Source organism: Granulicella rosea, from assembly GCF_900188085.1.
Lineage (GTDB): Bacteria > Acidobacteriota > Terriglobia > Terriglobales > Acidobacteriaceae > Edaphobacter > Edaphobacter rosea.
In genome coordinates, this window is the sequence record NZ_FZOU01000001.1 from 45,390 (window position 1) to 68,691 (window position 23,302).

General features: G+C 63.8%; 23 protein-coding genes. 12 read left to right on the forward strand and 11 right to left on the reverse strand.

All coding sequences use genetic code 11. From position 1 onward, the window contains the following. Complete coding sequence (locus CHB87_RS00250) at window positions 1-1,008, forward strand: outer membrane protein assembly factor BamD (protein WP_089406398.1); 1,008 nt, start codon at window positions 1-3, stop codon at window positions 1,006-1,008. A 224-nt stretch (window positions 1,009-1,232) separates the two neighbouring features. Beyond that, window positions 1,233-2,135 (forward strand): undecaprenyl-diphosphate phosphatase, encoded by a 903-nt coding sequence (locus CHB87_RS00255; protein ID WP_089406399.1) that lies wholly within the window; start codon window positions 1,233-1,235, stop codon window positions 2,133-2,135. A 735-nt stretch (window positions 2,136-2,870) separates the two neighbouring features. On the opposite strand, the gene CHB87_RS00260 is transcribed toward CHB87_RS00255, so the two are convergent. From CHB87_RS00260 to CHB87_RS00275, 4 genes are all read right to left on the reverse strand, one after another. Then, window positions 2,871-3,290: a type II toxin-antitoxin system VapC family toxin gene (locus CHB87_RS00260; RefSeq protein ID WP_089406400.1), complete on the reverse strand. Its 420-nt coding sequence runs from the start codon at window positions 3,288-3,290 to the stop codon at window positions 2,871-2,873. Next, window positions 3,290-3,538, reverse strand: coding sequence for a type II toxin-antitoxin system Phd/YefM family antitoxin (locus tag CHB87_RS00265; protein WP_245817727.1), 249 nt, complete (start codon window positions 3,536-3,538; stop codon window positions 3,290-3,292). Before CHB87_RS00265 ends, CHB87_RS00260 begins: the two co-directional genes overlap by 1 nt. Before the next feature lie 31 nt (window positions 3,539-3,569). Next, entirely contained in the window at window positions 3,570-3,923 is a 354-nt protein-coding gene (locus CHB87_RS00270; RefSeq protein ID WP_089406402.1) for a DoxX family protein, read from the reverse strand. Between the two features lie 156 nt (window positions 3,924-4,079). Further along, the gene (locus CHB87_RS00275) at window positions 4,080-4,547 is read right to left on the reverse strand and encodes a PA2169 family four-helix-bundle protein (protein ID WP_089406403.1); all 468 of its coding nucleotides are present in this window, start codon (window positions 4,545-4,547) and stop codon (window positions 4,080-4,082) included. Between the two features lie 354 nt (window positions 4,548-4,901). Between CHB87_RS00275 and CHB87_RS00280 the strand changes: the two genes are divergently transcribed. Further along, window positions 4,902-7,751 carry a DNA translocase FtsK gene (locus CHB87_RS00280; RefSeq protein WP_089406404.1) on the forward strand — a complete coding sequence of 950 codons (2,850 nt, stop codon included), beginning with the start codon at window positions 4,902-4,904 and terminating at the stop codon, window positions 7,749-7,751. Between the two features lie 524 nt (window positions 7,752-8,275). On the opposite strand, the gene CHB87_RS00285 is transcribed toward CHB87_RS00280, so the two are convergent. Together CHB87_RS00285 and CHB87_RS00290 are read right to left on the reverse strand one after the other, a co-directional pair. Next, complete coding sequence (locus CHB87_RS00285) at window positions 8,276-9,562, reverse strand: DUF3999 family protein (protein ID WP_089406405.1); 1,287 nt, start codon at window positions 9,560-9,562, stop codon at window positions 8,276-8,278. 119 nt (window positions 9,563-9,681) lie between these two features. Continuing rightward, complete coding sequence (locus CHB87_RS00290; protein ID WP_089406406.1) at window positions 9,682-11,553, reverse strand: DUF2339 domain-containing protein; 1,872 nt, start codon at window positions 11,551-11,553, stop codon at window positions 9,682-9,684. Window positions 11,554-11,621: 68 nt separating this feature from the next. On the opposite strand from CHB87_RS00290, the gene CHB87_RS00295 reads away from it, so the two are divergent. Together CHB87_RS00295 and CHB87_RS00300 are read left to right on the forward strand one after the other, a co-directional pair. After that, entirely contained in the window at window positions 11,622-12,362 is a 741-nt protein-coding gene (locus CHB87_RS00295) for a response regulator (RefSeq protein ID WP_089406407.1), read from the forward strand. Window positions 12,363-12,411: 49 nt separating this feature from the next. Then, complete coding sequence (locus CHB87_RS00300; RefSeq protein WP_089406408.1) at window positions 12,412-13,113, forward strand: response regulator; 702 nt, start codon at window positions 12,412-12,414, stop codon at window positions 13,111-13,113. A 76-nt stretch (window positions 13,114-13,189) separates the two neighbouring features. Here the strand turns inward: CHB87_RS00300 and CHB87_RS00305 are convergent, their stop codons facing one another. Together CHB87_RS00305 and CHB87_RS00310 are read right to left on the reverse strand one after the other, a co-directional pair. After that, window positions 13,190-14,125, reverse strand: coding sequence for a hypothetical protein (locus CHB87_RS00305; RefSeq protein ID WP_089406409.1), 936 nt, complete (start codon window positions 14,123-14,125; stop codon window positions 13,190-13,192). Between the two features lie 132 nt (window positions 14,126-14,257). Continuing rightward, a complete protein-coding gene (locus CHB87_RS00310) occupies window positions 14,258-14,833 on the reverse strand; it encodes a TetR/AcrR family transcriptional regulator (RefSeq protein WP_217896988.1) in 576 nt (191 codons plus the stop codon). 102 nt (window positions 14,834-14,935) lie between these two features. On the opposite strand from CHB87_RS00310, the gene CHB87_RS00315 reads away from it, so the two are divergent. The 4 genes from CHB87_RS00315 to CHB87_RS00330 all read left to right on the forward strand — a co-directional run bounded on the left by CHB87_RS00315 (window position 14,936) and on the right by CHB87_RS00330 (window position 18,457). Beyond that, window positions 14,936-15,505 (forward strand): isochorismatase family protein, encoded by a 570-nt coding sequence (locus CHB87_RS00315; protein ID WP_089406411.1) that lies wholly within the window; start codon window positions 14,936-14,938, stop codon window positions 15,503-15,505. Further along, window positions 15,506-16,792 (forward strand): MFS transporter, encoded by a 1,287-nt coding sequence (locus CHB87_RS00320; protein WP_089406412.1) that lies wholly within the window; start codon window positions 15,506-15,508, stop codon window positions 16,790-16,792. A gap of 46 nt (window positions 16,793-16,838) precedes the next feature. Continuing rightward, on the forward strand, window positions 16,839-17,405 hold the full coding sequence (locus CHB87_RS00325) for a TetR/AcrR family transcriptional regulator (protein ID WP_089406413.1): 567 nt from the start codon (window positions 16,839-16,841) through the stop codon (window positions 17,403-17,405). A 188-nt stretch (window positions 17,406-17,593) separates the two neighbouring features. Then, entirely contained in the window at window positions 17,594-18,457 is an 864-nt protein-coding gene (locus CHB87_RS00330) for an SDR family NAD(P)-dependent oxidoreductase (protein WP_089406414.1), read from the forward strand. Between the two features lie 73 nt (window positions 18,458-18,530). Here the strand turns inward: CHB87_RS00330 and CHB87_RS00335 are convergent, their stop codons facing one another. Beyond that, entirely contained in the window at window positions 18,531-19,298 is a 768-nt protein-coding gene (locus CHB87_RS00335) for a VOC family protein (protein ID WP_089406415.1), read from the reverse strand. A gap of 145 nt (window positions 19,299-19,443) precedes the next feature. Here CHB87_RS00335 and CHB87_RS00340 point away from each other — a divergent pair, with 145 nt between their 5' ends. The 3 genes from CHB87_RS00340 to CHB87_RS00350 are packed head-to-tail and all read left to right on the forward strand — an operon-like array spanning window position 19,444 to window position 21,144. Further along, window positions 19,444-20,454: a YpdA family putative bacillithiol disulfide reductase gene (locus CHB87_RS00340; RefSeq protein ID WP_089406416.1), complete on the forward strand. Its 1,011-nt coding sequence runs from the start codon at window positions 19,444-19,446 to the stop codon at window positions 20,452-20,454. A 52-nt stretch (window positions 20,455-20,506) separates the two neighbouring features. Beyond that, window positions 20,507-20,797 (forward strand): type II toxin-antitoxin system RelE/ParE family toxin, encoded by a 291-nt coding sequence (locus CHB87_RS00345; protein WP_089406417.1) that lies wholly within the window; start codon window positions 20,507-20,509, stop codon window positions 20,795-20,797. A 17-nt stretch (window positions 20,798-20,814) separates the two neighbouring features. Then, window positions 20,815-21,144, forward strand: coding sequence for a HigA family addiction module antitoxin (locus CHB87_RS00350; RefSeq protein ID WP_089406418.1), 330 nt, complete (start codon window positions 20,815-20,817; stop codon window positions 21,142-21,144). A 5-nt stretch (window positions 21,145-21,149) separates the two neighbouring features. Here the strand turns inward: CHB87_RS00350 and CHB87_RS00355 are convergent, their stop codons facing one another. Then, a complete protein-coding gene (locus CHB87_RS00355) occupies window positions 21,150-22,019 on the reverse strand; it encodes an ABC transporter permease (protein ID WP_089406419.1) in 870 nt (289 codons plus the stop codon). 222 nt (window positions 22,020-22,241) lie between these two features. Then, window positions 22,242-23,183: an ABC transporter ATP-binding protein gene (locus tag CHB87_RS00360; RefSeq protein ID WP_089406420.1), complete on the reverse strand. Its 942-nt coding sequence runs from the start codon at window positions 23,181-23,183 to the stop codon at window positions 22,242-22,244. Window positions 23,184-23,302: the final 119 nt, after the last annotated feature.

The following is a 23,302-nucleotide window of genomic DNA, read 5'->3' on the forward strand; positions in this document are numbered from 1 at the left end:
ATGACTCGAAGCTCCCTTGCCGCCGCCGCGTTGTTGTTTTGTCTTCCGCTTACCGGCATGGCGCAGAAGAAAGACAAGCGCTCCGGCTACGATCGCTCCGCGCGCGCGACCGTCCTGCATGACGCGGTCGTTTACGTCGCGCCGGATGAGAACGGCGGCAAGCTGACCGAGGTCACGCCCGGCCACGAGGTCGTGATCGTCGCGCGCTCCGGCCCCTGGGTCAAGGTCTTCGCCAACACCGACACCCCCGACGACGCCGATCCCGACGCGAATGCCGATCTGATCGAGACCGAGCAGGCCTCGCCCGCCTCCGGCTGGATCAAGGACAAGGGCGTCGTCACCCTGAACACGCCCGCCGGCGACGTCGTCATGTTCGGCGCCGCCGCGAACCTCGAAGCCGAGGCCGCCGAGCCGCACGCGCCCAAGAACGCCGCAGCCTCCGCCCATCTGCTCTACCGGCGCGTCTACCAGTACTTCCCCGACTCGAAGCTGGCAGCCGACGCCGCCTGGCGCTCGGCCGACATCCGCTGGCAGATCGACCGCGCCGACATCCGCACGCTGCCCTCGGCCAAGGAGCAGGAGGCCTACCTGCGCCCACAGATCTTCGAGGGCGAGATGAAGCGCGTCATGAAGCTCTACCCGCGGACGAAGTTCGCAGCGCTGGCCGCCTACAGCCTGATCGACAACAAGCTGTGCGGCGACTGGCAGGGTCTGCCCAAATGCCCGGAGATGGAGACCACCCTCTACCTGAAGTACGCCGACCAGTACCCCGACTCGCCCAAGGCCGCCGAGGCTGAGTACAACGCCGTGTACCGCCAGGGCGTGCTCGTCTCCATGTACCAGGTCAACGACGACCGCAAACGGTCGGACGCCGCCGTGAAGCGCACGGTCCAGTTGGCGGATGAGATGAAGGAACGATTCCCCGACTCCGACTACTCCGCCCGCGCAGCGAGCGTGGCTTATCGCGTGCGGCAGGGGATTTCGATCTTTGGGTCGGACAGGGACTAAAAGCAGGAATAGGGAATGACGTTCAGAGCAGGACCACCTAAAAATCCTGTCATCCTGAGCGGAGCCGAAGGACCTGCTTTCTTCCGGGGCGTCATAACCGCTTCGGGCCAACGGCAGATCCTTCGCTCCGCTCAGGATGACACCTTTTTTTCAGGAGGCCCGAGAATTAGTTAGCAATCGGATTCCTTCATCCCCCATGCAGCCGCGCCGGATAGAATATCCGTATGCCGATCTACAAAGTCATCATCCTTGCCATCGTGCAGGGTCTTGCCGAACTTCTCCCCGTGTCGAGCTCCGCTCACGTCGTCGTCGCCGAAAAGCTGCTGGGGCTGGACCCCTCCTCGCCCGAGATGACGCTGCTGCTGGTGATGCTCCATACCGGCACCATGTTCGCGGTGATCGTCTACTTCTGGAAGACCTGGGGCAAGACCTACTTCTCCTCGGCGGACGCCTTCAAGCGTGTCGCCATCCGCATCATCTGGGCGACCGCGCTCACCGGCATCATCGGCGAGGCGCTGGTCAAGCTGATCGAAAAGACCGCCTTCGCTGGTCAGCCCAAGGCCGAGATCGAGCTGCTCTTCAGCCGCCTGGACCTGATCGCACCCGCACTTTTCGCCGCCGGACTGGTCATCCTGATCGCCGGGCTGAAGGAGCGCGGCGAAATCGCCTCCACCGTCAAGGAGTCCATCACCGGCATCGGCGGCGGCGGCAGCGTGACCATGAAGCAGGCCGGCGTCATCGGCGCCGTGCAGGGTCTGGCGCTTCCCTTCCGCGGCTTCTCGCGTTCAGGTTCGACCATCTCCGCCGGCATGCTGGTCGGCGCCACCCGCGAGCGCGCCGAACGCTTCAGCTTCGCACTGGCCGTCGTGCTCACGCCGCCGGTCGTCGCGCGCGAAGCCATGCGCCTGCTGAAGGCCTCGCACGAGGCCGCAGCCGCCGGTACGCCGATCGACCTGCACGCGAGCCTGGTGTCCAGCCTGCTGGGCATGGTCTTCGCCTTCTTCGGCGGCCTGATCGGGCTGAAGTGGCTTTCGGTCTGGCTTGAGTCGGGCAAGTGGTATCTGTTCGGGATTTACTGCATCGTCGCAAGCTGTGTCGTGTTTTACCTGCACACGCAGGGCTACTAAACTGCGACTCCAGCAATTAGTGAAAGACCGTAGCTGGAAAACATTTGAAAACTTAATGTTCTTGTTGATTGAACCTCCTGATGGAGCGGGCGGAACAGAGCAAGTATTACTTGAGGCAACAACAGTGCCTGATTAATGCCCTCATCTGGCCTTCGCCGCGTTGCGGCGGTACCTCGCAGAGAAGATTGCTAATGGGAGATTGTTCAAGAGTATGAGCGTGCTGCGATTGAAGATGTTCTCAGGTCTATATGCCCAATGAATCACGAAATAGACCCCATTTAGCCAGAGGAAACTGCCGGCCAATCGAAAAACTAACGAGCTAGATACGGGCCCTGAAATCAGCCGAGTCAATAGCGCAACAAGAAAAAACGATCCGAAAGTCAAAATCGATAGCCAGATGGAAAAATGTGAAGCTTTCCTTTGTGTGCTGCTTACTTCGATAAGTGGTTTCCACTCGGAGCGCACGCGATAGACCGGAAAAGTGAAAATCGTCGTCAGTGCGTAGCCGATCAGCAGCGGGGTTGCTATCACTAGTTCCTGATCCGTGGTTCCAACAGGACTCCAACCAATCAGCAGCGAAAGACCAAGCACACTAATAACAGCACCGTAGCAGAAGCAAAACTTTGCGAATATCGTCCTCATGGTGTTGTCACACATTTGTATATATCGATTCGTCGGGGGCCTTTGCTTTTCTGGTTTGTCATCCTCGCAGAGAATCTGCTTTTCCAGGAGCAGCTAAGAATCCCACGGATTATGGAGCCTAACGCCGGTAGAGGCAAAGTCGGTGACATTTCTGGTAACGACCGTCAACCCATGCACCAAAGCCGTCGCCGCGATCATGGCGTCACGCTCCGGCTTTGGGTTCGGAACGTGAAGAGCCGCGCAACATTGTGCGACCTCCACGTCGAGGGATAGGATGCGCCCCTCAAATCCCGGCAATACGCGATCTTCGATCCATGTCCGCAGAAGAGAAGACTGTAGGGGATCATGCCGTTCCAACCGCAGCATCCCTAGCTGCAGTTCAAAAATCGTCACGGTCGACAGATAAAGGAAGATCGACGGAACACCTTGCGCCCAGCGAAGAACCCCAGGATCGGCCTTGCGAGATCTTGGGGAACGCAACTCCGAAATGACGTTTGTGTCGAGAAGGTACATCAGGAGAGATCGATCTCGCGAGGATAACCGCTCAGGCGGGGTGGATCGAAATCGAACTCGGGCGTCCCTTCGGGCATGGCAAGCAGTTCGAGGATACTCTTGCCTCGCCCGTACAGCTTCTGGTACTCCGCCATGGTGAGAAGCACGTGCGTATAGATGCCTTTGTCTGCGATGTAGACCGGCCCCGAATGCGCCGATTTCATCGCATCTTCCATTTCAATCTCAGAACCGGTAAAGGTCGTGGCCACGGCGACACCTCCGATATGACAACAGCGCTTCCTACCGCCGAGTATAAACCCACGCCCACCATACCAGCGGCACCTGTAACGGCAGCCTCGCCCACAAAGCCCATTGCGGGATTTGCGCCCAGCTTGCGTGGTCCAGCGCCATCTGGATGTTTGCGGGCATGACGCAAAGGAGCAGCGCGATGATTCCCCACGCAGCAGCCATCCGCGTCGGCGGATACAGCAGACCGACTCCCCCGGCGATCTCCGCAACGCCGCTGATCTGGACGAGCAGACGCGGGTCCGACAGGTACGGCGGCATGATCTTCATATAGATAGGCGTAAAGACGAAGTGTAGGATGCCCGCGACGATGAAGATGGCTGCGTACAGGAGGCGGGCTGGGGTCATGGCTTGAATCGTGGCAGCTTAGCGACTGAAATGCAAAAGCAGTTCCTCCGCTGCGCGAAGGATGACAAACAAATTGCGGCGGATGAAAACAAGAAGATAAGCAGACGAAAGCGGCGGCAGGCCTGGGCCCGCCGCCGCTCTTTTCCAGCAAAAAAACTACTTCTTCGCCAGCGCATCCCGATGGTCGCGCACATAGTCGTGCGAGCTGAGGATGTGTGCCGCCTGCTCCGACAGCAACTGGTGCAGCGGCAGCGGAAGCTCCTGCGAGAGAGCGTCCTTGTAAGTCTTCTTTGCCTCGTCCTCGCCCTGTTCGGCGGTGGCGAGCAGGCTGTGATCGTCCGGCGTGGAGAGCTTGGCCTTCAGGTCGCCCCACGCGCGGTGCAGCTTGCCGGCCGTCGTGCCGGTCTCGTGGACATCGGCGACGCCGTGGCGGTGCAGCTCGTTTTCCAGCTCGCCGCGGAACTGGGCGCGCTTCAGAGACTCAGCCAGAAAATAACGCTTCAGCGTCTCGTCCTTCAGGTGCTCGCCGAGGTCGGCAAAGCCCTTCTGTCCATCGATGAGGACGTTGATGACTTCTTTGATGGCGAGTTCCACTTCGTGGGTCTTGGCGGTATCGGTCGGCATAGTGATAATCCTTCTCTGGATATGACGTGTTTGCGGCTGATGCAGGGTCCGCCGGCTGAGTGCGATTCTCCTTCGCCGGCGGCAGTCGGGAGAAATCGCGAAAACCCCGATCCCCTGACAGCCGTATGTTGTGTCCGGGCGGCGACTTGGCCGCCCCATCCGTACTGAGCTACTAGATGCCGCTACCCTCTCAGGGTTTGCATCCTGATTCCGGCATTTCGGGAGTTGCCCCCACGCTTGCGCGCTCTGGTGTAATGGCGTTAGTCCGTACAGCCAGCGAAAGTCTTCCCTGTACGCCGGTTTTCCGCCTTCAGCGCCCGCCGCTGGAGGTCTTGGGCCATTTGAGGAAATGCGATGAACTCTCTCCGACTCGTCTCGACGCCGACCCGCTACCGCCGCCTGAATGAGATTCTCGGCATGACCGTCCTCGTCGCGGCCACGCTGCTGCTGCTGGCGCTGGCAAGTTATACCCCGTCGGACCCCTCGCTCGACACGGTCGGCGGATACGCGACCGGCCGGCCCGCGCACAACTGGACCGGCATGCTGGGCGCCTATCTCTCGGACGGCACGCTGCAGCTCTTCGGCGTCGCCGCGTTCCTGCTGCCGCTGATGCTCGCCCGCGTGGGCGCCTGCTGGGTCCGGTCGAAGCCCGCCGGCTCGCCGCTGGCAAAGACCGTCGGCCTCGGCCTTTGGCTGGTCTTCGGCACCGCCGCGATCGCCCTGCTGCCTGGCCATGCTCTCTGGCGCGGCGCGCTGCCGGTCGAAGGCGTCATCGGCCGCCTGGTCGCCGACTTCATGATCCTGCTGCTGAACCTGCCGGGAACCTGCGTCGTCGTCGCCCTGATGGTCGTGCTTTCGCTCTACCTCGCAACTACCTTTACCTTCAACACCGCGCAGGAGTGGGCGACGACCCGGCTGTCGTTCGTCGGCACGGCCCGCGAGTGGTGGACGAACTGGCGCGGCAAGCGCAAGGGCGCCGCCATCGACCCCGCCCTGATCATGGAGGACGGCGAGATCATCGGCAGCAAGCGCGAGAAGATCGACGCCGAGCTGCATCGCGAGAGCGAGCTGGCCGCCCAGCGCGCCGCGAAGGAGGGCGTCCTCGAACCCGAGACCACCCTGCTCGGCGGTCTCTTCTCCTGGTGGAACCGCCGTCGCGGCAAGGAAGACGTCGTCTCGATCGTCCCGGACGAGCACGAGGAGACCCCGGCGAGCGCCTCCATGTGGCGCGGCATGCCCCGCACGAACGTCGACGCGCCGCCGGTCACCGCGCTCAGCACCGCCGCCGCCGCCGCCGCGCCGTTCGCGCAGGCGCTGGCCGCCGCCGCCGCTCCCCTGCCGCCGCAGCCGGACGAGATCGACTTCTTCCAGCCCTCGCACGACGCGCACCCGCATGACCTCTACGCCCGCAACGTGCAGTATGGCGAACCGGAGGAGGAAGAGCCGTTCAGCTTCGTCAGCCAGCGCGCGACAGAGCCGGAGCCCGTGCAGGCCATCTTCGAGCGGGAGTTCCCCCGCGAGATAGCACGCGAAATGCCCAGGGAAGCGCCGCGCGAGTTGCCCGCCGCCCTCCCGGAGCCGGTCGCCTACACGCCGCCGCTCCCGCGCGCCGTGCCGCTCTCCGCGCCCATTGCCGCCGCGCCGCCGCTGCCGCAGCTTCCCCAGACCAACGAGAACATCTCCTTCGGCCGCCGCGCCGACACCGACGTGAAGGCCGTCGCCATGACCGCCAAGTCGGTTCGCGGCTACAAGCTGCCGCCGTCCTCGCTGCTCTTCCAGAGCGAGGAACAGGCCGTCGTCCGCGAAGAGGCCCTGCGCGAAGAGGCCAAGGTGCTGGTCGAAAAGTGCGGTGAGTTCGGCGTCGACGGGCAGGTCGTCCAGATCAACCCCGGCCCCGTCGTCACCACCTTCGAGTTCCGCCCGGACGCCGGCGTCAAGGTCGCCCGCATCACCGGCCTGGCCGACGACCTCTGCCTCGCCATGGCGGCCGAGTCCATCCTGATCGAGCGCATGGCCGGCAAGTCCACCGTCGGCATCCAGGTGCCGAACACCGACCGCGAAACCATCTGGCTGCGCGACGTCGTCGAGTGCGAGTCCTTCGCCCAGAGTAAGAGCAAACTTGCGATTGCTCTGGGAAAAGACATCAACGGCCGCATCGTCACCGCCGACCTCGCCAGCATGCCGCACGTACTGATCGCCGGTTCGACCGGCTCGGGTAAATCGGTCGCGATCAACGCGATGATCATGTCGGTCCTCTTCAAGAGCACGCCCGAGCAGGTCCGCATGATCCTCGTCGACCCCAAACGCGTCGAGCTGGGCATGTACGAGGGCATCCCGCACCTCTTCACCCCGATCATCACCGAGGCCAAGCTCGCCGCCAACGCCCTGCGCAACGCGGTGAAGGAGATGGAGCGCCGGCTGAAGCTGCTGGCCGCCAACCACGTCCGCAACATCGACCAGTTCAACAAGCTCTTCGACAACGGCAGCGAATACCTCTTCGAGGACGTCAACCAGGAGCCGCTGCCCTACATCATCATCATCATCGACGAGCTCGCCGACCTGATGATGCTCGACCGCTCGAACGTCGAAGAGTCCATCACGCGCCTCGCGCAGATGGCGCGCGCGGTCGGCATCCACCTGATCCTCGCGACGCAGCGGCCCTCGGTCGACGTCATCACCGGCCTCATCAAGGCCAACGTGCCGACGCGTATGAGCTTCCGCCTCGCCACCAAGGTCGACTCCCGCACCATCATCGACTCGAACGGCGCCGAGAGCCTGCTGGGCCGCGGCGACATGCTCTACCTGCCGCCGGGAACCAGCCGTCTGCAACGCGTCCACGCACCCTTCGTGACGGAGAAAGAGATCTCCGCCGTCACCGAGTTCTGGCGCGCACAGGGCGAAGCCGAGTACGTCGAAGGCTTCCTCGAAGGTCCGAAGGATGAGAACGGCAAGCCCGAGAGCGGCGAGAGCGACGGCAACGACGACGACCCGATGTACGACGACGCCGTCAAACTGGTCTTCGAGTTCGGCAAGGCCAGCACGTCCCTGCTGCAGCGCCGTCTGCGCATCGGCTACGGTCGCGCTGCCCACCTGGTGGACATGATGTACAACGACGGCCTGGTCGGTCCGGCCGACGGCTCCAAGCCCCGCGAGCTGCTGAAACCGCAGAGCTGGCTGGCGGAGATGGAATCATCGGTGCGGTAAGGAACGCGGCAATCAGCGATGGGCACGGGATCATCCCGTGCCCATCGCTTTGCCGTTCGTAGCCATCGATGCCGGTCATCCTGAGCAGAGCGAAGGACCCCTGTATTGGCTTTTGTCGTTGCCTGTTCTCACTCCGAATTTTCAATCAATCATGCAATACTGAAGCCGCCGACTCACAGGCTAGACGCTCAACGGGCACCACGAGGACAGAAAAGTTTCGCCCTGAAAAGCGAAACGCCTCGGGGTAGCAGCCCCGAGGCGATCCTGTGAGAAGGAGGTGCGGCCCATGGGACTTGTCAAAGTCAAATGGGGGAAGTGCAGTCTTGAATTCCCAGGAGAGATTCTTCTCTTCCTGATACTCAAGATCTTCCAAGCAATTCACCTGGACGCGTAAACGTTCCGTACACCCTTGGATGGTTCCAGCCGTCCAAGGGCTTATTCCTCATCGGCGCCGACGTTCCGGTTCGGCACTTATTAGAAGAATAATCCAACTCTTGGATTCTTGAGGAGAAAATCGCTGTCGATCAGCCTTGCGCCCCCATCTGCCGCCCCGACCGAAACGCCACCATCGCCAGCACACCCACCGCGACCACCAGCGCGACCCAAAGCAGATCGGGATGCCGGTCTGTAAAAGGCCGGTCATCCGGGCGCGGCGCGTAGAGCGGATTCGCGATCTCCGGCCCCAGCGTCGCCACGCGGACCGCGGCCGTCGGCGTGAAGAAGCGGGCATAGTCGTACACGGGCGCGCGCAGGCCAGGGTCGCCGTAGAACAGCGCCGGAGGCTCTGCCGGGGCGTCGAAGCACAGCTTCCGCTCTCTCATCTCCAGCATCACCGAAGCGATCTGCAAGGGCCGGTCATTCCCATCCTCGACCGCGACCACGACACTCGCCCCGGTCTGCATATTCGCACCCAGCGTCGCCGGTACAGTCAGTTGCAGCTCATGGATCGGCCTGCCCGCGCGCACCATGTCGACGCGGCTGATCTCTCCCGCCAACTCCTCTTCCACCGGCCGACGCCCTGCGTCCGGCACGCCATCCGGCCGCGCCGACACCCGCACCGCGCGGCTGAAGTTCGCCTTGAATCCCGGCTCCAGCACAAACCGCACCCGCTCCACCGGCACGTGCGCCGGAAGACGAAAGGTCGCCACCTCCTCCTGTCCGGCGCTCGGGCCCACCGACGGCGCCGCCGAGGCAATCTCGGTATATAAGGTCTGCGCCTCGCGGCTCGGCGGAATCTCCGCGCCCTGCACCATCGCGGCTGTCACGGGCAGCGAGGCCCCAGCCGCGGGCGTCATCGTCAGCTCTACATGCAGGTACCGAAAGGTCGACTCCTGCAACGCAATCGTCGTCGACCGGGAAAGCCGCTGGCCCGTCAGGTCGAAGAGCGTGAACTCCCCCAGTTCGGTCGCCGGCCCGGCCGGCGCGGCGCTGCCCGAGACCTTCGCCGTCGCGAGAAAGTCCTTCGCGTCCAAGTCGAGGTCAACCTCGGTGTAGGGCCGCTCCGGCATCTCGAGGTCGAAGACGACATGCCCGCCACGCATCCCCAGATTCAACACCCGCGCCGACTCGCTGCCCGGCGCGCTCGCCTGGCTCAGCGTCTCGGCATAGGGCACCTCCTGCCCGGCGGCGTAGAGCCGCAGATCGGTCAGCGACGGCGCCGCGTGCGCGAAGACCTGCGGGGTCAGCAGTGCGCAGGCCGCCGGCCCGGCGCCGGGGGCGATCTTTACCGGCGATTCGTAGCGGAAGTAGCGTGGCTCGGCGGCGGGTGCGGCGGGCTTCGACTGAGCGAAGGCGATTGGCGTCAGCAGCAAAGACAGAAGCAGATTCCCTGCGGGAATGACAAACAAAAGAAGAGGCGACGGCAAAGGCAAATACAGGGGTCCTTCACTGCGTTCAGGATGACGGGCGTTCTTGCGGGCATGAAGAAAGTTCAAGGCTGTCCCTCCGGCTGCGTGGGTACATCACTCTCCGCAACCTTCAACCCCAGCCAATCCTTCTGATAAGCGAAGCTGATCCCCATCAGCAGAGCGCCCAGCCCCAGAAAGCTCGCCACCCGATACCCCTCGCTCAGGCTGCGCACGTCGTACAGAAACGTCTTGCCGATGGTGAACAACAGCAGCCCCAGCGCCTGCCAGCGCAGGAACGCGCTGCGCTGGCTGAATCCCACCGCCAGCAAGCCCGCGCCGTACAGCATCAGGTAGCCCGAGATCGACAACGCCTCGGCCAGCGGCGCCGTGCCGCCCCAGTACGTGACGATCTCCAGAATCCCCGCCTGCAGCGCGATCAGGTTGATCGCCACCACGCCCAGCGCCGCGATCACGGGCCAGAGGTTCATCTCCGGAATCGACGGCGCGAGGTCGGCCTCCTCCGCGCGGCTGGCGATCCAGACCGTCAGCGCAAACGCCGCGATGCCCACCAGCGCCGTCGCGAAACGCGCGTTCGCAAGCGTTGTCTGCGGCTCGCGATAGAGCCACCACGGCAGACTCATCACCCCCGCAAAGCCCAGCGCCAGCGCGCCGAGACCCAGCAGGCGCAGCAGACGGTAGGCCGCGAAGCTCGTGCCGTCGGCAAACGCCTGCATCGCCGCCGCCCGGCTCAACCGCGACGAGAGCGCCAGCAGCGCCACGCCCTCCACCAGCCAGCCGACCGTAATCCAGCGTCCCGAAGCCTTCAGCGGGATCGCCACCGTCAGGAACACCACCGCCAGCGAGAGCGACACGCCCGCCGTCGCCGCATTCCTCTGCAACCGCATCAGCCCCAGGTAGACCGCCGCCAGCACGACCATCACCCACGGCAGCATGTCGCGGTGGCTGGCGTCGTCGAGCAGCGCATACGCCGCCACGGTCGTGAACCCGGCATTCGCCAGCGCCAGCACCAGCCGCAGCGTCTCGCCCGGCGCGCGCTTCGCCGCATCGGCGGGCAGATCGCCCAGGCTCGGCCCATGGAAGATGGTGAAGAAGACCGCGATGAAGAACGCCGTCAGCCCGAACGAGTCCTCCCGGTAGTGCAGCGCGTACCAGCCGGCATAGTAGACGAACGTCACCGGTACGCAGCCCAGCAGCAGCCGCGACCACGGCTTGACCCGCAGCAGCGCGACCACGCCCAGGTCGATCGCCGCGAGATACGTGAACAGGAACAGCTCATGATCGCCGCCGGTCGAGAGCAGCGCAGGCGTCGCCATCGCGCCGATCAGCGCGTACCCGGCTAGCAGCTCGGCGTCCTGCACCCACGCCATCCACGCGTTCCACGCCGTCACCAGAATCATCATGCCCAACGCCACCGGCGCCGGCAGCAGGTGGTACATCTGGAACGCGGCCCACAGCGACAGGTACAGCACACCCGTGCCCACCGCCTTCAACGCGTACGAAAACGCTGGGAAGCCTTTGCGCCGGAAGCGCTCCGACCATAGAACAACACCCGTTCCGACCGCCAGCCCAGCCAGAAGCCGCGTCATCGGCGTCGGGTTCAGCCAGCCGTTATCGACTGCCAGCTTTAGAAACGCCGCCACGCCGATCAACACCGCGACGATGCCTACGCGGCTGAATACCTGCGACCCCAGCCGGTTCTCAAGCGACTGCGGCGGCGGAGTCTTCGCGGCAAACGGGATCGTGGGCGGAGGCGGAGGCGTCTCCCGGCTCTCACGCTCCGCCGGAACAACCGGCGCACGCGGCGCGGGTCTGCTCGCCGGCCCCTGAAGCTCGGCCAACTGCCGCTCCAGCCACGCCACGCGCGCGGTCAACGCAGCCAGCTCGGCGGCGGTCGCGGTCCGTTCAGGCTTCTGCTCGGGCTCGGGCAAATCCATGGAAACCACTCTATCGCGTCGCACGTGGAATTGCCGCCGGAATCGAATGGCTGTTACCTTGACTTCGGATGACTGATTCGGCGAACACCTCCCCGCACCGATCGCTCCGCCTCCACCTCGTCGACGACGACGAGGTCAGCCGCGAGCTGCTCACCCTGCTGCTCGACGCCGAGGGGTATCAGGTGGTCGCCTTCGCCAGCGGAGACGAACTGCTCGCCTGGCTTCGCCGGGCGGATTCAGTCGCCCCCGACGCCATCCTTGCCGATCTGCAGATGCCCGGCCTGACCGGCAATCCGCTGGCCGAGGCCATCCGCGCGGCGTGCAGGCCCGCGCCGCTGCTGCTCGCCATGAGCGGCAGCCAGCCCGCGCCCGAGGCGGTCTCCGCCTTCGACGGCTTCCTGCTCAAACCCTTCGCCATGGACGACCTCGCCGCCGCGCTTGCCAGCTGTGCCGCCGAACCCTCCGAAGCCGCAGCGCGGAGCGGCATGGTCGACCTGGGAACCTACAACCTGCTGAAAAAAACCATGGGCGAAGCGCAGCTCGGCAAACTCTTCGAGATGTGTCTCAGCGACGCCGCCAAACGCATCGCGATCATGCGCGACGCACAGGCGATCGACGATGCGGCCACCTACAAGGCCGCCGCACACGCGATCAAGGGCGGCTGCGGCCTCGTCGGCGCCACCCAGCTCTACGCGATCGCGAACGAGATGGAGATCGCCGGGCCGGACAGTACCAGCCTGGATGCCCTCGACCGATTCGTTGCGGCATCCGCCCAGCTTCAGCGTATGCTGGTCGGACAAGCCGGGTAACACTTTTGTTGTAGTACTTTCGTTCGAACTGCCATTGGGGGGCACCACCATGAAGACCGCCGTGAAAAGAACCGCCGCGTCCGCGCCGTCGATCCGCATCGTGGTCGCCGACGACCACCCCGTCGTGCGTTTTGGCGTAAAAAACATGCTGATGAACGAACCCGGCTTTGAGGTCGTCGGCGAGGCCGAGGACGGCGACGTCGCCATCCAGCAGACGCTCGAACTCGAACCCGACATCCTGCTGCTCGACCTGCAGATGCCCCGGCTGCCAGGCCTCGAAGCCATGCGCGCCATCATGGCGAAGAGCCCGCGCGTGAAGATCATCCTGCTGACCAGCACGATCTCCACCCAGCAGATCATCGAGGCGCTGCAGATCGGCGCACGCGGCATCGTGCTGAAGGATTCGGTCGCCGGCGACCTGGCGCACTCCCTCCGGGCCGTGCTCGGCGGAGATTACTGGATCGGCGGCGAACGCGTCGCCAACCTGCTGAAAGCCCTGCACGAGCTGATGCAGAAGGCCGCCGCCGTCCCCGAACGCAAGACCTACGGCCTGACCCCGCGCGAGCTCGAAGTCGTCACCTGCATCGTCGAAGGCTGCAGCAACAAGGATATCGCCCGCCAGTTCACGATCTCCGAAGAGACGGTCAAGCGCCACCTGTCAAACATCTTCGACAAGACCGGCGTCTCGACCCGGCTGGAACTGGCGCTCTTCGCCATCGCGCACAAGCTGGTCATTCCGGATATGGCGTAGGTACAACCGCGCGAGTGCCCCATCCTTCGCGCACTTGCGAAGGGTGGGAGTTAAGACGCCCGAGCGGTCCGACCGCTCAAATGCTGCGGCGCCTGATCCGTCCATCGATCGCCGTAAACGGAGCGTCGCTGAAGGTGATCTCGTATACCCGCCAGGCACCCACCTCCCAGTTCAGGACCACCTCCCGCAGGCTGCATCCCACGGGAAACTTCACAACGATGGTCGACGGTGCCTTGTCCTCATAGATACGAATGTCCTGCCAGGCATGGTCGAAGTTCACATGTTCCAGCGCCGCAACCATTCGCGTGAGGCAGAGGCTGACCGGGCTATTGATCTCCTTCAACGCCGTTCGAGCCGCATTCTCTGAAAAACCTGTCCACTGCTTAGAGCTACAGAAGGCATCCCCAGACAGCGAAGACATCATTTCTTCCACACCTTTACTACGCGGCCGCTGCCTTGCGGCCAGAACGAATTCCTTCACCAGTGCGATGCCATCGGGTATTTTGACCGGAAATGGGCTGAGCGGATCGGCGATCTGGAAGCTGTAAACCTTCCCTGCCGGCGTCATCTCGAGCGAATAGTTCTTCTCCGGCCAGTCCCACAGGTCCACATTCACATCGTCTTCGTGCTTGACGGACGACGGCTTTCCCAGCTTTGCTGTCACCATCGCGGCAGAGTCACCCAGATGCAGCCCGAAGAATCCAGTCGGCCCTTTGTACTCGGTTCCTGTCAATTCCAGCGTAGTCGCCAATAGACGGTCTGGCATATTCGTCATCGGTCGAAAGTACACAACCAGATAGTCCTCCTTTGTGCCGGGGATAGCGTAAGCCCAGTAGTGCGCGCCGTCCTCCCGAACCCCGTCTTTGAAGGGAGCACCCAGCGTCCTCTCAAATGCCTCGGGCGACTGACGCAGGAGGAACCCGAAGAGCTCATGCGGAACCGCAGAACCTTCGGCGCGTGCTGAAGCAGCCATCGACAGGATCAAGGTAAAAAACAAAGCGATGCGGCGCATGGCTACAATCTAACATCAGGCAAAACGCCCGGGCCCCATCCTTCGCGCACTTGCGAAGCGTGGGATGGAAGACACCCGAGGAGTCTACGTCCCACTCATTCGATGAAGCCGAATGAATGCGGCACCCGGGCGTTATTGCAGCCGCGACGTCAGATACCCCAGCAGCACCAGCTTGAACTCCCGCACGATCTCCCTGCGTTCCTCGGTCGAGGCGTCGGCGTAGAGCGGGTTCATCCCCTTCACCACCTGCACCGTTACGTTGGCGATGCGCAGCGCGGCTTCGGCGGTCAGCGCGGGCTGGCGTTCGCGGAAGAGCGCCGCGAAGAGCGCGCGCAGCCGGTGTCTTGCCGCCGGGTCGCGGGTGTAGGTTCTCGGCGCGCTCAGCAGCGGGATGTATGCCGGACGCCGGTCCATGAAGTCCACCATCACGTTGAAGATGCGATCCACCAGCTCCGTGACCGTGATGTGCGAATCGAGCGCCGCCAGCGGCGACCACACCGCCTCGATCTCATCCGCATACTGATGCCTGAGCGCGCGGACGATGGCCTCTTTATTCGGGAAATACTGGTACACCGCGCCGATGGACGCGCCCGCGCGCTCGGCGATGGCGGTCATCGTCGCCGCCTCGTACCCTACCTCGGCGATCACCGCCGACGCCGCCTCCAGCACCTCCGCCACACGGCGCTCGCCGCGATCCTGCTGGGGCACCCTGCGTTTTGTTGGAGTTGCGACCGACTTTGACAGACCTGAGGACATCCTCATATTATAGACACAGAAACATGAGGCTATCCTCATATGGAGAGTTCACCCATGAGCACGCTTGCATTCGATCCCGCCGCCACCGCACTCATCCTCATCGACCTGCAGAACGCCATCAAGGCGCGGAATCCGGTTCCGCACAGCTTCGACGATGTCGTGGCCCGATCCGTCGCGCTGGGCGATAAACTGCGCGCCGCGGGCGGCACGGTCGTCTACGTGAACGTCGATGTCGCCGACATGCAGACGCACGTCGCCGACCGCTCCATGCGCAACCCGAACGATCCGCCGCCGCCGGCGATCATGTCGGAGCTGGTGCCCGAGTGCGGCATCCAGCCCGGCGACCTGACCATCACCAAACGCTCCTGGGGCGCATTCCTCAAGACCACGCTCGACGAGCAGCTTCGCGCCAAGGGCGTTACGACGATCATCCTGGGCGGCGTCGCGACGAACATCGGCGTGGAGTCGACCGCGCGCTCGGCCTACGACCTGGGCTACGACATCGTCTTCGCCGAGGACGCCATGGCCACCCTGAGCCAGGAGATGCACGACTTCACCATCAAGGTTCACTTCCCCATGATGGGCCGCGTGCGCTCGACCGCCGAGATACTCGAGGCGCTCTAAATGGCGAAGGCCGTCGGAAAGACGCCGTTCTCGCACGCCTGGCGCGCGCTGCGGCATCGCAACTTCAAGCTCTACTTCGCCGGGCAGGGCACGTCGCTGATGGGGACGTGGATGACGAAGCTGGCCACCGGCTGGCTCGTCTACCACCTCACCCATTCGGCGTGGATGCTCGGCGTCGTAGGCTTCGCCAGCCAGATTCCCGCCTTCGTGCTGACGCCCTTCGCCGGCGTCTGGATCGAGCGCGTCGACCGCCGCAAGCTGCTGGTCTGGACGCAGATCCTCGCGGCGATCCAGTCGCTTGGGCTCGCCGCGCTGACGCTCGCGCACATCATCACCATCCGCGAGGTCATCGCCCTCAGCGCGCTGCAGGGCCTGATCAACGCCTTCGACATCCCCGGCCGCCAGTCCTTCATCGTGCAGATGGTCGACGACAAGGCCGATCTGGGCAACGCCATCGCCGTCAACTCGTCCATGGTCAACGGCGCGCGGCTGGTAGGCCCGGCGGTCGCCGGCATGGTGATCGCGGCCACGGGCGAGGGCTGGTGCTTCCTGATCGACGGCGTCAGCTATCTCGCCGTCATCGCGTCGCTGCTGATGATGCGCATCCGGCCCATTACCATCAAACCGACGGCGCTCAGCAAGCTCGAACAGATGCGCGAGGGCTGGGACTACGTCCGCACCTTCCGCCCCATTCGCAGCATCCTCATCCTCTTCGCCGTCGTCAGCCTGATGGGCTGGCCGTTCACCGTGCTACTGCCCATCTTCGCCGGAGACGTGTTGCACGGCGGCGCGCACACGCTGGGCTGGCTGACGGGAGCGTCCGGGCTGGGCGCGCTCATCTCGGCGTTCTCGCTCGCGCTGCGCAAGTCGGTCGTGGGCCTGACGCGCATGATCCCGATCGCCTCCGGCATCTTCGGTGTGGCGCTCATCTGCTTCGGGCTGTCGCATGTGTTGTGGCTGTCGCTCGTGCTGCTGCTCTTCGCGGGTTTCGGCATGATGCAGGCCGCGGCCGGCGCCAACACGGTCATCCAGACGCTGGTCTCGGAAGACAAGCGCGGCCGCGTGATGAGCTACTACACGATGGCCTTCGTCGGCTCCGCCCCGATCGGCAGCCTGCTGGCCGGCGCGCTGGCCCGCGCCATCGGAGCGCCCACGACGGTCATGATCACCGGCGCATGCGTCGTCGCGGGCGCCGTCTGGTTCGCGTTCCAACTGCCGCGAATCCACCCCATCATACGGCCGATCTACGAAGAGATGGGCCTGCTGCCGGCGACCGAGCCGGTCTGAGATTCCTGCGCCGCGGACGGCTTTCGCGGTACTCTCAACCATAGACATGGCACGCCTGAAGAGTCCCGAAAAGCGCACCGCCATCCTCGACGCCGCGGCGTGCGAGATCGCCGAGTCCGGTCTGGGCGCGCCCACGGCGAAGATCGCCGAACGCGCAGGCATCGCCGGCGGCACGCTCTTCACCTACTTCGCGACCAAGGAAGAACTCTTCAACGAGCTCTACATCGAGCTGAAACGCGAGGTCTACCTGCGGGTGAACGCGGAGTTCCCGCATCGCCGCAGCCTCGAGCGGCGCGCGCGTCATATCTGGACGACCTATCTCGACTGGGCCATCGAATCGCCCGCGAAGCGCCGAGCCTCCGTGCAGCTCAACGTCTCCGACATCATCACGCCGGAGACCCGCGCACGCACCGCCGAAGGCCGGCAGGCGATCGACCTCACCCTGACCGAGCTGAGCAAGCGCGAAGCCCTGCGGAGCCTGCCCACCGGCTTCGTCGCCGCCGCCATGTCCGCCATGCAGGATGCGACGATGGAGTTCATCGCCCGGCAGCCGAAGCACCGCGAACGGCTGATCGAGCAGGCGTTTGCCGTCTTCTGGCGAGCCATGCGCTAAGTCCTTCCGGTGGAAGCGTGGGGCTTCAGCCCCACGAAACATACCGGGCCAACGAAAGCTCATTCATGGGGCTAAAGCCCCATGCTTCCACCAAGGACGTTTTCGGCCGTCATGGGAATTACAGATTCAATGAATAAATGAGCATCCACTCACTCATTTCTACATCTCATTGCCAGGAGGATCTTGCCATGGCAAAGGTCTGGTTGATTACCGGCAGTGGAAATGGATTGGGACGCGACATCGCCGAAGCGGCGCTGGCCGCGGGAGACAGCGTCGTAGCCGGCGCGCGGCGCCCCGCGGAGCTTCACGCGCTCGTCGCGCAGTATGGGGAACGCATCAAGCCCGTCACCTTGGAGGTCCGCGACGAAGCCGCCGCGCAGGCTGCCGTGCAGGCCGCGGTCGATACCTTCGGCCGGTTGGACGTGCTTGTAAACAACGCCGGATACGGCCAGTTCGCGCCCTTCGAGCAGATGAGCCCGGAGGACTTCAAGGCCGTCGTCGACACCTGCTTCTACGGCGTCGTCTACACCACCCGCGCCGCCATCCCCGTCATGCGGAGACAGAAGAGCGGACACATCTTTCAAGTGTCGTCCGTCGGCGGGCGCATGGCGATCGCGGGCAACTCGCCCTATCACGCGGCCAAGTGGGCCGTCGGCGGCTTCAGCGACTCGGTCGCCCAGGAGGTCGCGCCCTTCGGCGTAAGGATCTGCACGCTCGAGCCCGGCGGCATCCGCACCAACTGGGCGCAGCGCGCGGGCGAAAACGTTCCCGAACTCATGCCTGAGTATCAAGGCTCGGTCGGCGCCATTCTAAAGCTGCTCGAAAGCGTCCGGGGCAACGCCGAGGGCGACCCGCGCCGCATCGCCGATCTGATCGTAAAGCTGGCCAACAGCGAGGATATCCCGCTCCGCCTTATCCTCGGCGTGGACGCCGAAAGGCGTGTCCAGCGCGTGGAGGCCGCACGCGCAGCCGAGGCCGAAAAGCACCACGACCTCACCATCTCCACCGTCTTCCCCGACGCCCCCGTCATACCCGGCCTGCTCAACCACTAACGCGCGGGCGCTCCATCCTTCTCGATCCCGCGAAGGATGGGGCGCCCCGGCTGTTCAGAGTCCACAGGCCGCTTTACTCCCCCGTACCGATCAGCGAGAACATAGCCCCCTGCGGGTCCATCCCCTGGATGATCCATCCTCCGCCCGGAACCTGCGTCGGCCCGTTCAGCACCTTCCCGCCGCCCGCGTTCACCCGCTCCACCGCAGCGCCGATCGAGCCGACGCTGATGTAGAACGTCCAACACGAGACCGGCATCTGCGGCGGCTTGATCATCATGCCGCCATCGCCCATCTGGTAGCCGTTGCCCCCGTCGAAGATGCGATACGTGCCCATCGGCCCCATATCCATATCCGTCAGCTTCGTCCAGCCGAAGAGCTTGTTGTAGAAGTCCAGCCCGGCGTCGAGGTCTGTCGTGTACAGCTCGTGCCACGCGATCGTACCCTCCGCGGGCGGCATCGGGCGCTCCGGCGTGGGCATCGCCGGGTTCGGCGTAAAGACCACAAACGCCGCACCCAGCGGATCGGACATGACCGCGAAGCGCAGCATGCCGGGAACGTCGGTCGCCGGCCGCCACAGCTTGCCGCCCGCCTCGACGATCTTCTCGATGTGCGCGTCGACATCGTCGACGGCAATGTAGCCGATCCACGCAGTGTGTCCGCCGACGTTGAGCATGCCGGCCATGCCGGCTTCGCCCAGGTTGAAGGTGGTGTAGGGCATGCCGCCGCCGGCGCCTACGTCGCGCGTGCTCCAGCCGACGACGTCGGAGTAGAACCTGCCGGCTGCCTCTACGTCGGTGGTCATCAACTCGTACCAGCCGAACTTTCCTTTGGGTGTGAACATTGCGGTGGTTCTCCTTGAGTTGGAGGACGCAAGCAACAAATTGTCGTCCGATTTGACTGATGACCTTGTTATCAGCGGGATCGGGGGTGCGTCAACCGGCCAGCGATAAATTCACGACGGTTAGAATGAAGGAGAGGCCACTGCCATGTCTGAACCACTGGAAACGATCTACGACGTACTGGTTATCGGCGCCGGACCCACCGGCCTGGCATGCGCCATCGACGCGCAGCGCGCGGGCTTCCGCACCGTCATCGTCGACAAGGGCTGCCTCTGCAACTCGCTCTTCCACTACCCCGCGCACATGACGTTCTTCACCACGCCGGAGCTGCTCGAGATCGGCGACATGCCCTTCTCCAGCCCCAACCAGAAGCCCAGCCGCAACGAGGCGCTCGAATACTACCGCAAGGTCGCCGAGCACTATGCGCTCGACGTGCGCCAGTACCATACCGTCGACCGCGTCTCCGGCTCGGACGGCGACTTCGTCGTCCACACCACCGATCGCTTCGGCCGTGGCGTGAACATGCGCGCGCGCAAGCTCATCGTCTCCACCGGCTACTACGACCTGCCGAACTACCTCGGCATTCCGGGCGAGGAGCTGCACAAGGTCCGCCACTATTACCACGAGCCGCACCCGTTCTTCGGGCTGAACGTGCTCGTCATCGGCGGCAAAAACTCCGCCGCCATCGCCGCGCTCGACCTCTGGCGGCACGGCGCGAAGGTGACGCTGGTCCACCGCGGCAGCGAGATGCACCGGCACGTCAAATACTGGATTCTGCCCGACATTAACAATCGCGTCGCGAACGGCGAGATCAAAGCCTACTTCAACTCCACCGTCGAGAACATCTCCGAGGACGAGGTGACGCTCGCCACGCCGCAGGGCGAGGTCACGCTCGAAAACCACTTCGTCTTCGCGCTCACGGGCTACCACCCGGACTTCGCCTTCATCGAAAAGTTGGGCGTGATTCTCGACGCGGAGAACGACCGCTGCCCCATCTGCGACCCCGCCACGCATGAGAGCAACGTCCCCGGTATCTACCTCGCGGGCGTCATCGTTGCCGGCGAGCGGACCAACGAGATCTTCATCGAGAACGGGAGGTTCCACGGAAAGCTCATTGCGGATTCGCTGCGGAGCAAGCTGGCGGTTGCGGCAGTGTAGGTAAGGATTTGACTGGCGCCGCTGTACCGCCAGATGGTACAGTGACGCTACGATGATTGCGAGCTTCCGCAGCAGATGGCTGGAAGAGTTCTTCAGGAGCGACGTTTACTCCAGGAAGATTCCCGCCGACCTGCGGGACCGGGTCTTTCGTAAGTTACAACTCCTGGACGACGCGACAACCGACGCCGATCTCCGCATTCCGCCAAGCAATCATTTTGAGAAGCTCAGCGGCAAACTCGAAGGCTGGCATTCGATTCGGGTGAATTCGCAGTGGCGACTTATCTTTCGCTGGAGAGAGGGTGAGGCAAACGACGTTTACCTCGACGATCACTCCTACCGGTAGTTCTTAGGATGAAAACCATGCTCGATACAAAGCGCAAACCCGTAACCGTAGGCGAGATGCTGGTCGAAGAATTCCTGGAGCCGATGGGAATCACCCAGACCGAATTGGCTGAAAAATCAGGCCTTCCGCGCAAGCACGTCAATGAGCTCTGCCGGAATCGCCGCGCCGTTACGGCGGATACAGCCCTGATTCTCGGACGTGTCTTTGGCAATTCGGCCGACTTCTGGCTGAACACGCAACGTCGCACAGACCTTTGGGAGGCGCTCAACACCCCCACCCGACTCAGCCGGATTGAACGCGCCCAACCAATTCGTACCGAACCATCGCTCAATCGGATCGCATCCTAGCGGCATTACCCCACCACGCGCCGCAAAAACCCACGCATCCCAAGCCAGGTCAGCAGCGCCAGGAAGAAGCAGAGCATGCCGAGGATCAGCGGCTCCGGCATATGCGCTCCGGGCGTCAACGCCGCGCGCAGCCCTTCGCTCATGTACACGATCGGGTTCACCAGCACGCCGTACTTGATGAACGGCATCCCCTTCAGCGCGGCCCACGGGTAGTAGACGCAGCCGAGGAACGTGATCGGCATCACCACCACGCCGAAGATCAGGCCGATCTGCTTCGGGTTCACCGCTGTGCCGATGGTCAGGCCGAGCGCGCCGGCCACCAGGCTCGCCAGCACCAGCACCGCCAGCAGAAACGGCCAGCTCGACACATGCGCTGCCACCGGCGTCGAAGGCACGTAGTACGCCAGCGGAAAGACCACCGCCGCCGCGATCATGCTCTGCAGCGACGAGAAGACGATCTTCTCGAGCGCGATCGCGCCCACCGGCAGCGGACACATTACGCGGTCGTCGATCTCGCGTGTTACGCCGAACTCCTGCGACAGCGGCAGCGCCACCGCCGCGATGCCCGAGAACATGATCGCCACCGCCATCAGCCCCGGCAGCAACACGGTCGAAAAGTTGCCGCCGCCCGAGGCCGCCATCTGCGCCGTCGGGTTCATCGCCGCGCCGCCCGACATATGCGGCATGATGTACGTGAACACGAACAGAAACAGCAGCGGATTCATGCACACGCGGATGATGAACGGAAACATCTCCCGCCGCAGCACGTACAGGTCGCGCACAAACAGGCCCGCAAACGCGCGCCCGTAGACGGTCCACTTGCCGGGTGTAGCTTCGTGCGTTGCCTGCGAGATGGGTAGCGTCGATATAGACATTGGGTCTCCATTGCAGCAGTTTTCTTGGATTTCAGGATAACGCTCGTCATCCTGAGCGGAGCGAAGAACCCCCGTATTGGTCTTTCGCTCAAACAGGCATGAATGCAAAAGCAGATTCCCTACGGGAATGACAAACAGAAGAACGAGCAATAAAAAGTGCAAGACAAGTACAGGGGTCCGTCACTCTGTTCAGGATGACGAACGTTTGCCCGGCCCGAAAAGCTACTCCCGCAGATCCCGCCCCGTAAGCTGAATGAACACCGTCTCCAGACTCGCTTCGGTAATATTCAAATCCCGTAGACCGTAAGGTCCAGCCGCGGCCAGCACCTCGGCCAGCAGACCGTCCGCCCCATGCGCCAGCACGCGGACGCCATCGCCCGTCGGCTCCGCCTTGCTCACGCCGTTGTACCCGGCCAGCGTCGCGGCGAGCGCGGGAATGCTCTCCCGGTCGCGCAGGTGCAGCTCATATACCTTCTGCGCGCCGACCGAGTTCTTCAGCGCCGCCGGCGTATCCTCGACGAGAATTTTTCCATGGTCGATGATCGCGACACGGTCGCAGAGCTCGTCGGCCTCTTCCATGTAGTGCGTCGTCAGCACGACCGTGATGCCCTCTTCCCGCAGCGCGCGCACCGCCTCCCACATCGCGATGCGGCTCTGCGGATCCAGACCCGCCGACGGCTCGTCGAGGAACAGCACCTTCGGCCGGTGCGCGATCGCGCGCGCAATCTGCACCCGCTGCGCCAACCCGCCCGAGAGCTGCGACGGATACGCCTTGGTCCGCTCGCCCAGGTGAAACTGGTCCAGCAACTGCGTCGTCCGCGCCTTCGCCTCCGCGCGCGAGAAGCCGAAGAACAGGCAGTGAAAGTAGATGTTCTCGGAGATCGTACACGCCCGGTCCAGCGTGTTGTACTGCGGAACCACGCCGATCGCGCGGCGGCTGATCGCCGGATTCGCGACCGCATCCACGCCCGCGATCCGCACCGTGCCGGCGGTCGGAATCACCCGCGTCGTGCAGATGCTGATAGTCGTGGTCTTGCCGGCGCCGTTCGGTCCGAGCAGCCCGTAGATCTCCCCCGGCTTCACGCTCAGGTCGATCCCGTCCACCGCCGTGACCTCCTGTTTGCCGCTGTACACCTTCCTGAGGCCGCGCACTTCAACGATCAAAAGAGTGTCCTTCCCGTCGCCGGGGCTATCTCGTCCATCTGCTTCGCTGGTCCGATTATAGGGCGTTCGCACCGGCGCATTGTTCGCCGCATCACCAATCCGCCGCGCACGGCGTAGAA

Bases quoted from the DNA above. Each gene is read 5' to 3' on its own strand.
- CHB87_RS00250 (WP_089406398.1), top strand. From the start codon at position 1: ATGACTCGAAGCTCCCTTGCCGCCGCCGCGTTGTTGTTTTGTCTTCCG.
- CHB87_RS00255 (WP_089406399.1), top strand. From the start codon at position 1,233: ATGCCGATCTACAAAGTCATCATCCTTGCCATCGTGCAGGGTCTTGCC.
- CHB87_RS00260 (WP_089406400.1), bottom strand. From the start codon at position 3,290: ATGTACCTTCTCGACACAAACGTCATTTCGGAGTTGCGTTCCCCAAGA.
- CHB87_RS00270 (WP_089406402.1), bottom strand. From the start codon at position 3,923: ATGACCCCAGCCCGCCTCCTGTACGCAGCCATCTTCATCGTCGCGGGC.
- CHB87_RS00275 (WP_089406403.1), bottom strand. From the start codon at position 4,547: ATGCCGACCGATACCGCCAAGACCCACGAAGTGGAACTCGCCATCAAA.
- CHB87_RS00280 (WP_089406404.1), top strand. From the start codon at position 4,902: ATGAACTCTCTCCGACTCGTCTCGACGCCGACCCGCTACCGCCGCCTG.
- CHB87_RS00290 (WP_089406406.1), bottom strand. From the start codon at position 11,553: ATGGATTTGCCCGAGCCCGAGCAGAAGCCTGAACGGACCGCGACCGCC.
- CHB87_RS00295 (WP_089406407.1), top strand. From the start codon at position 11,622: ATGACTGATTCGGCGAACACCTCCCCGCACCGATCGCTCCGCCTCCAC.
- CHB87_RS00300 (WP_089406408.1), top strand. From the start codon at position 12,412: ATGAAGACCGCCGTGAAAAGAACCGCCGCGTCCGCGCCGTCGATCCGC.
- CHB87_RS00305 (WP_089406409.1), bottom strand. From the start codon at position 14,125: ATGCGCCGCATCGCTTTGTTTTTTACCTTGATCCTGTCGATGGCTGCT.
- CHB87_RS00315 (WP_089406411.1), top strand. From the start codon at position 14,936: ATGAGCACGCTTGCATTCGATCCCGCCGCCACCGCACTCATCCTCATC.
- CHB87_RS00320 (WP_089406412.1), top strand. From the start codon at position 15,506: ATGGCGAAGGCCGTCGGAAAGACGCCGTTCTCGCACGCCTGGCGCGCG.
- CHB87_RS00325 (WP_089406413.1), top strand. From the start codon at position 16,839: ATGGCACGCCTGAAGAGTCCCGAAAAGCGCACCGCCATCCTCGACGCC.
- CHB87_RS00330 (WP_089406414.1), top strand. From the start codon at position 17,594: ATGGCAAAGGTCTGGTTGATTACCGGCAGTGGAAATGGATTGGGACGC.
- CHB87_RS00335 (WP_089406415.1), bottom strand. From the start codon at position 19,298: ATGTTCACACCCAAAGGAAAGTTCGGCTGGTACGAGTTGATGACCACC.
- CHB87_RS00340 (WP_089406416.1), top strand. From the start codon at position 19,444: ATGTCTGAACCACTGGAAACGATCTACGACGTACTGGTTATCGGCGCC.
- CHB87_RS00345 (WP_089406417.1), top strand. From the start codon at position 20,507: ATGATTGCGAGCTTCCGCAGCAGATGGCTGGAAGAGTTCTTCAGGAGC.
- CHB87_RS00350 (WP_089406418.1), top strand. From the start codon at position 20,815: ATGCTCGATACAAAGCGCAAACCCGTAACCGTAGGCGAGATGCTGGTC.
- CHB87_RS00355 (WP_089406419.1), bottom strand. From the start codon at position 22,019: ATGTCTATATCGACGCTACCCATCTCGCAGGCAACGCACGAAGCTACA.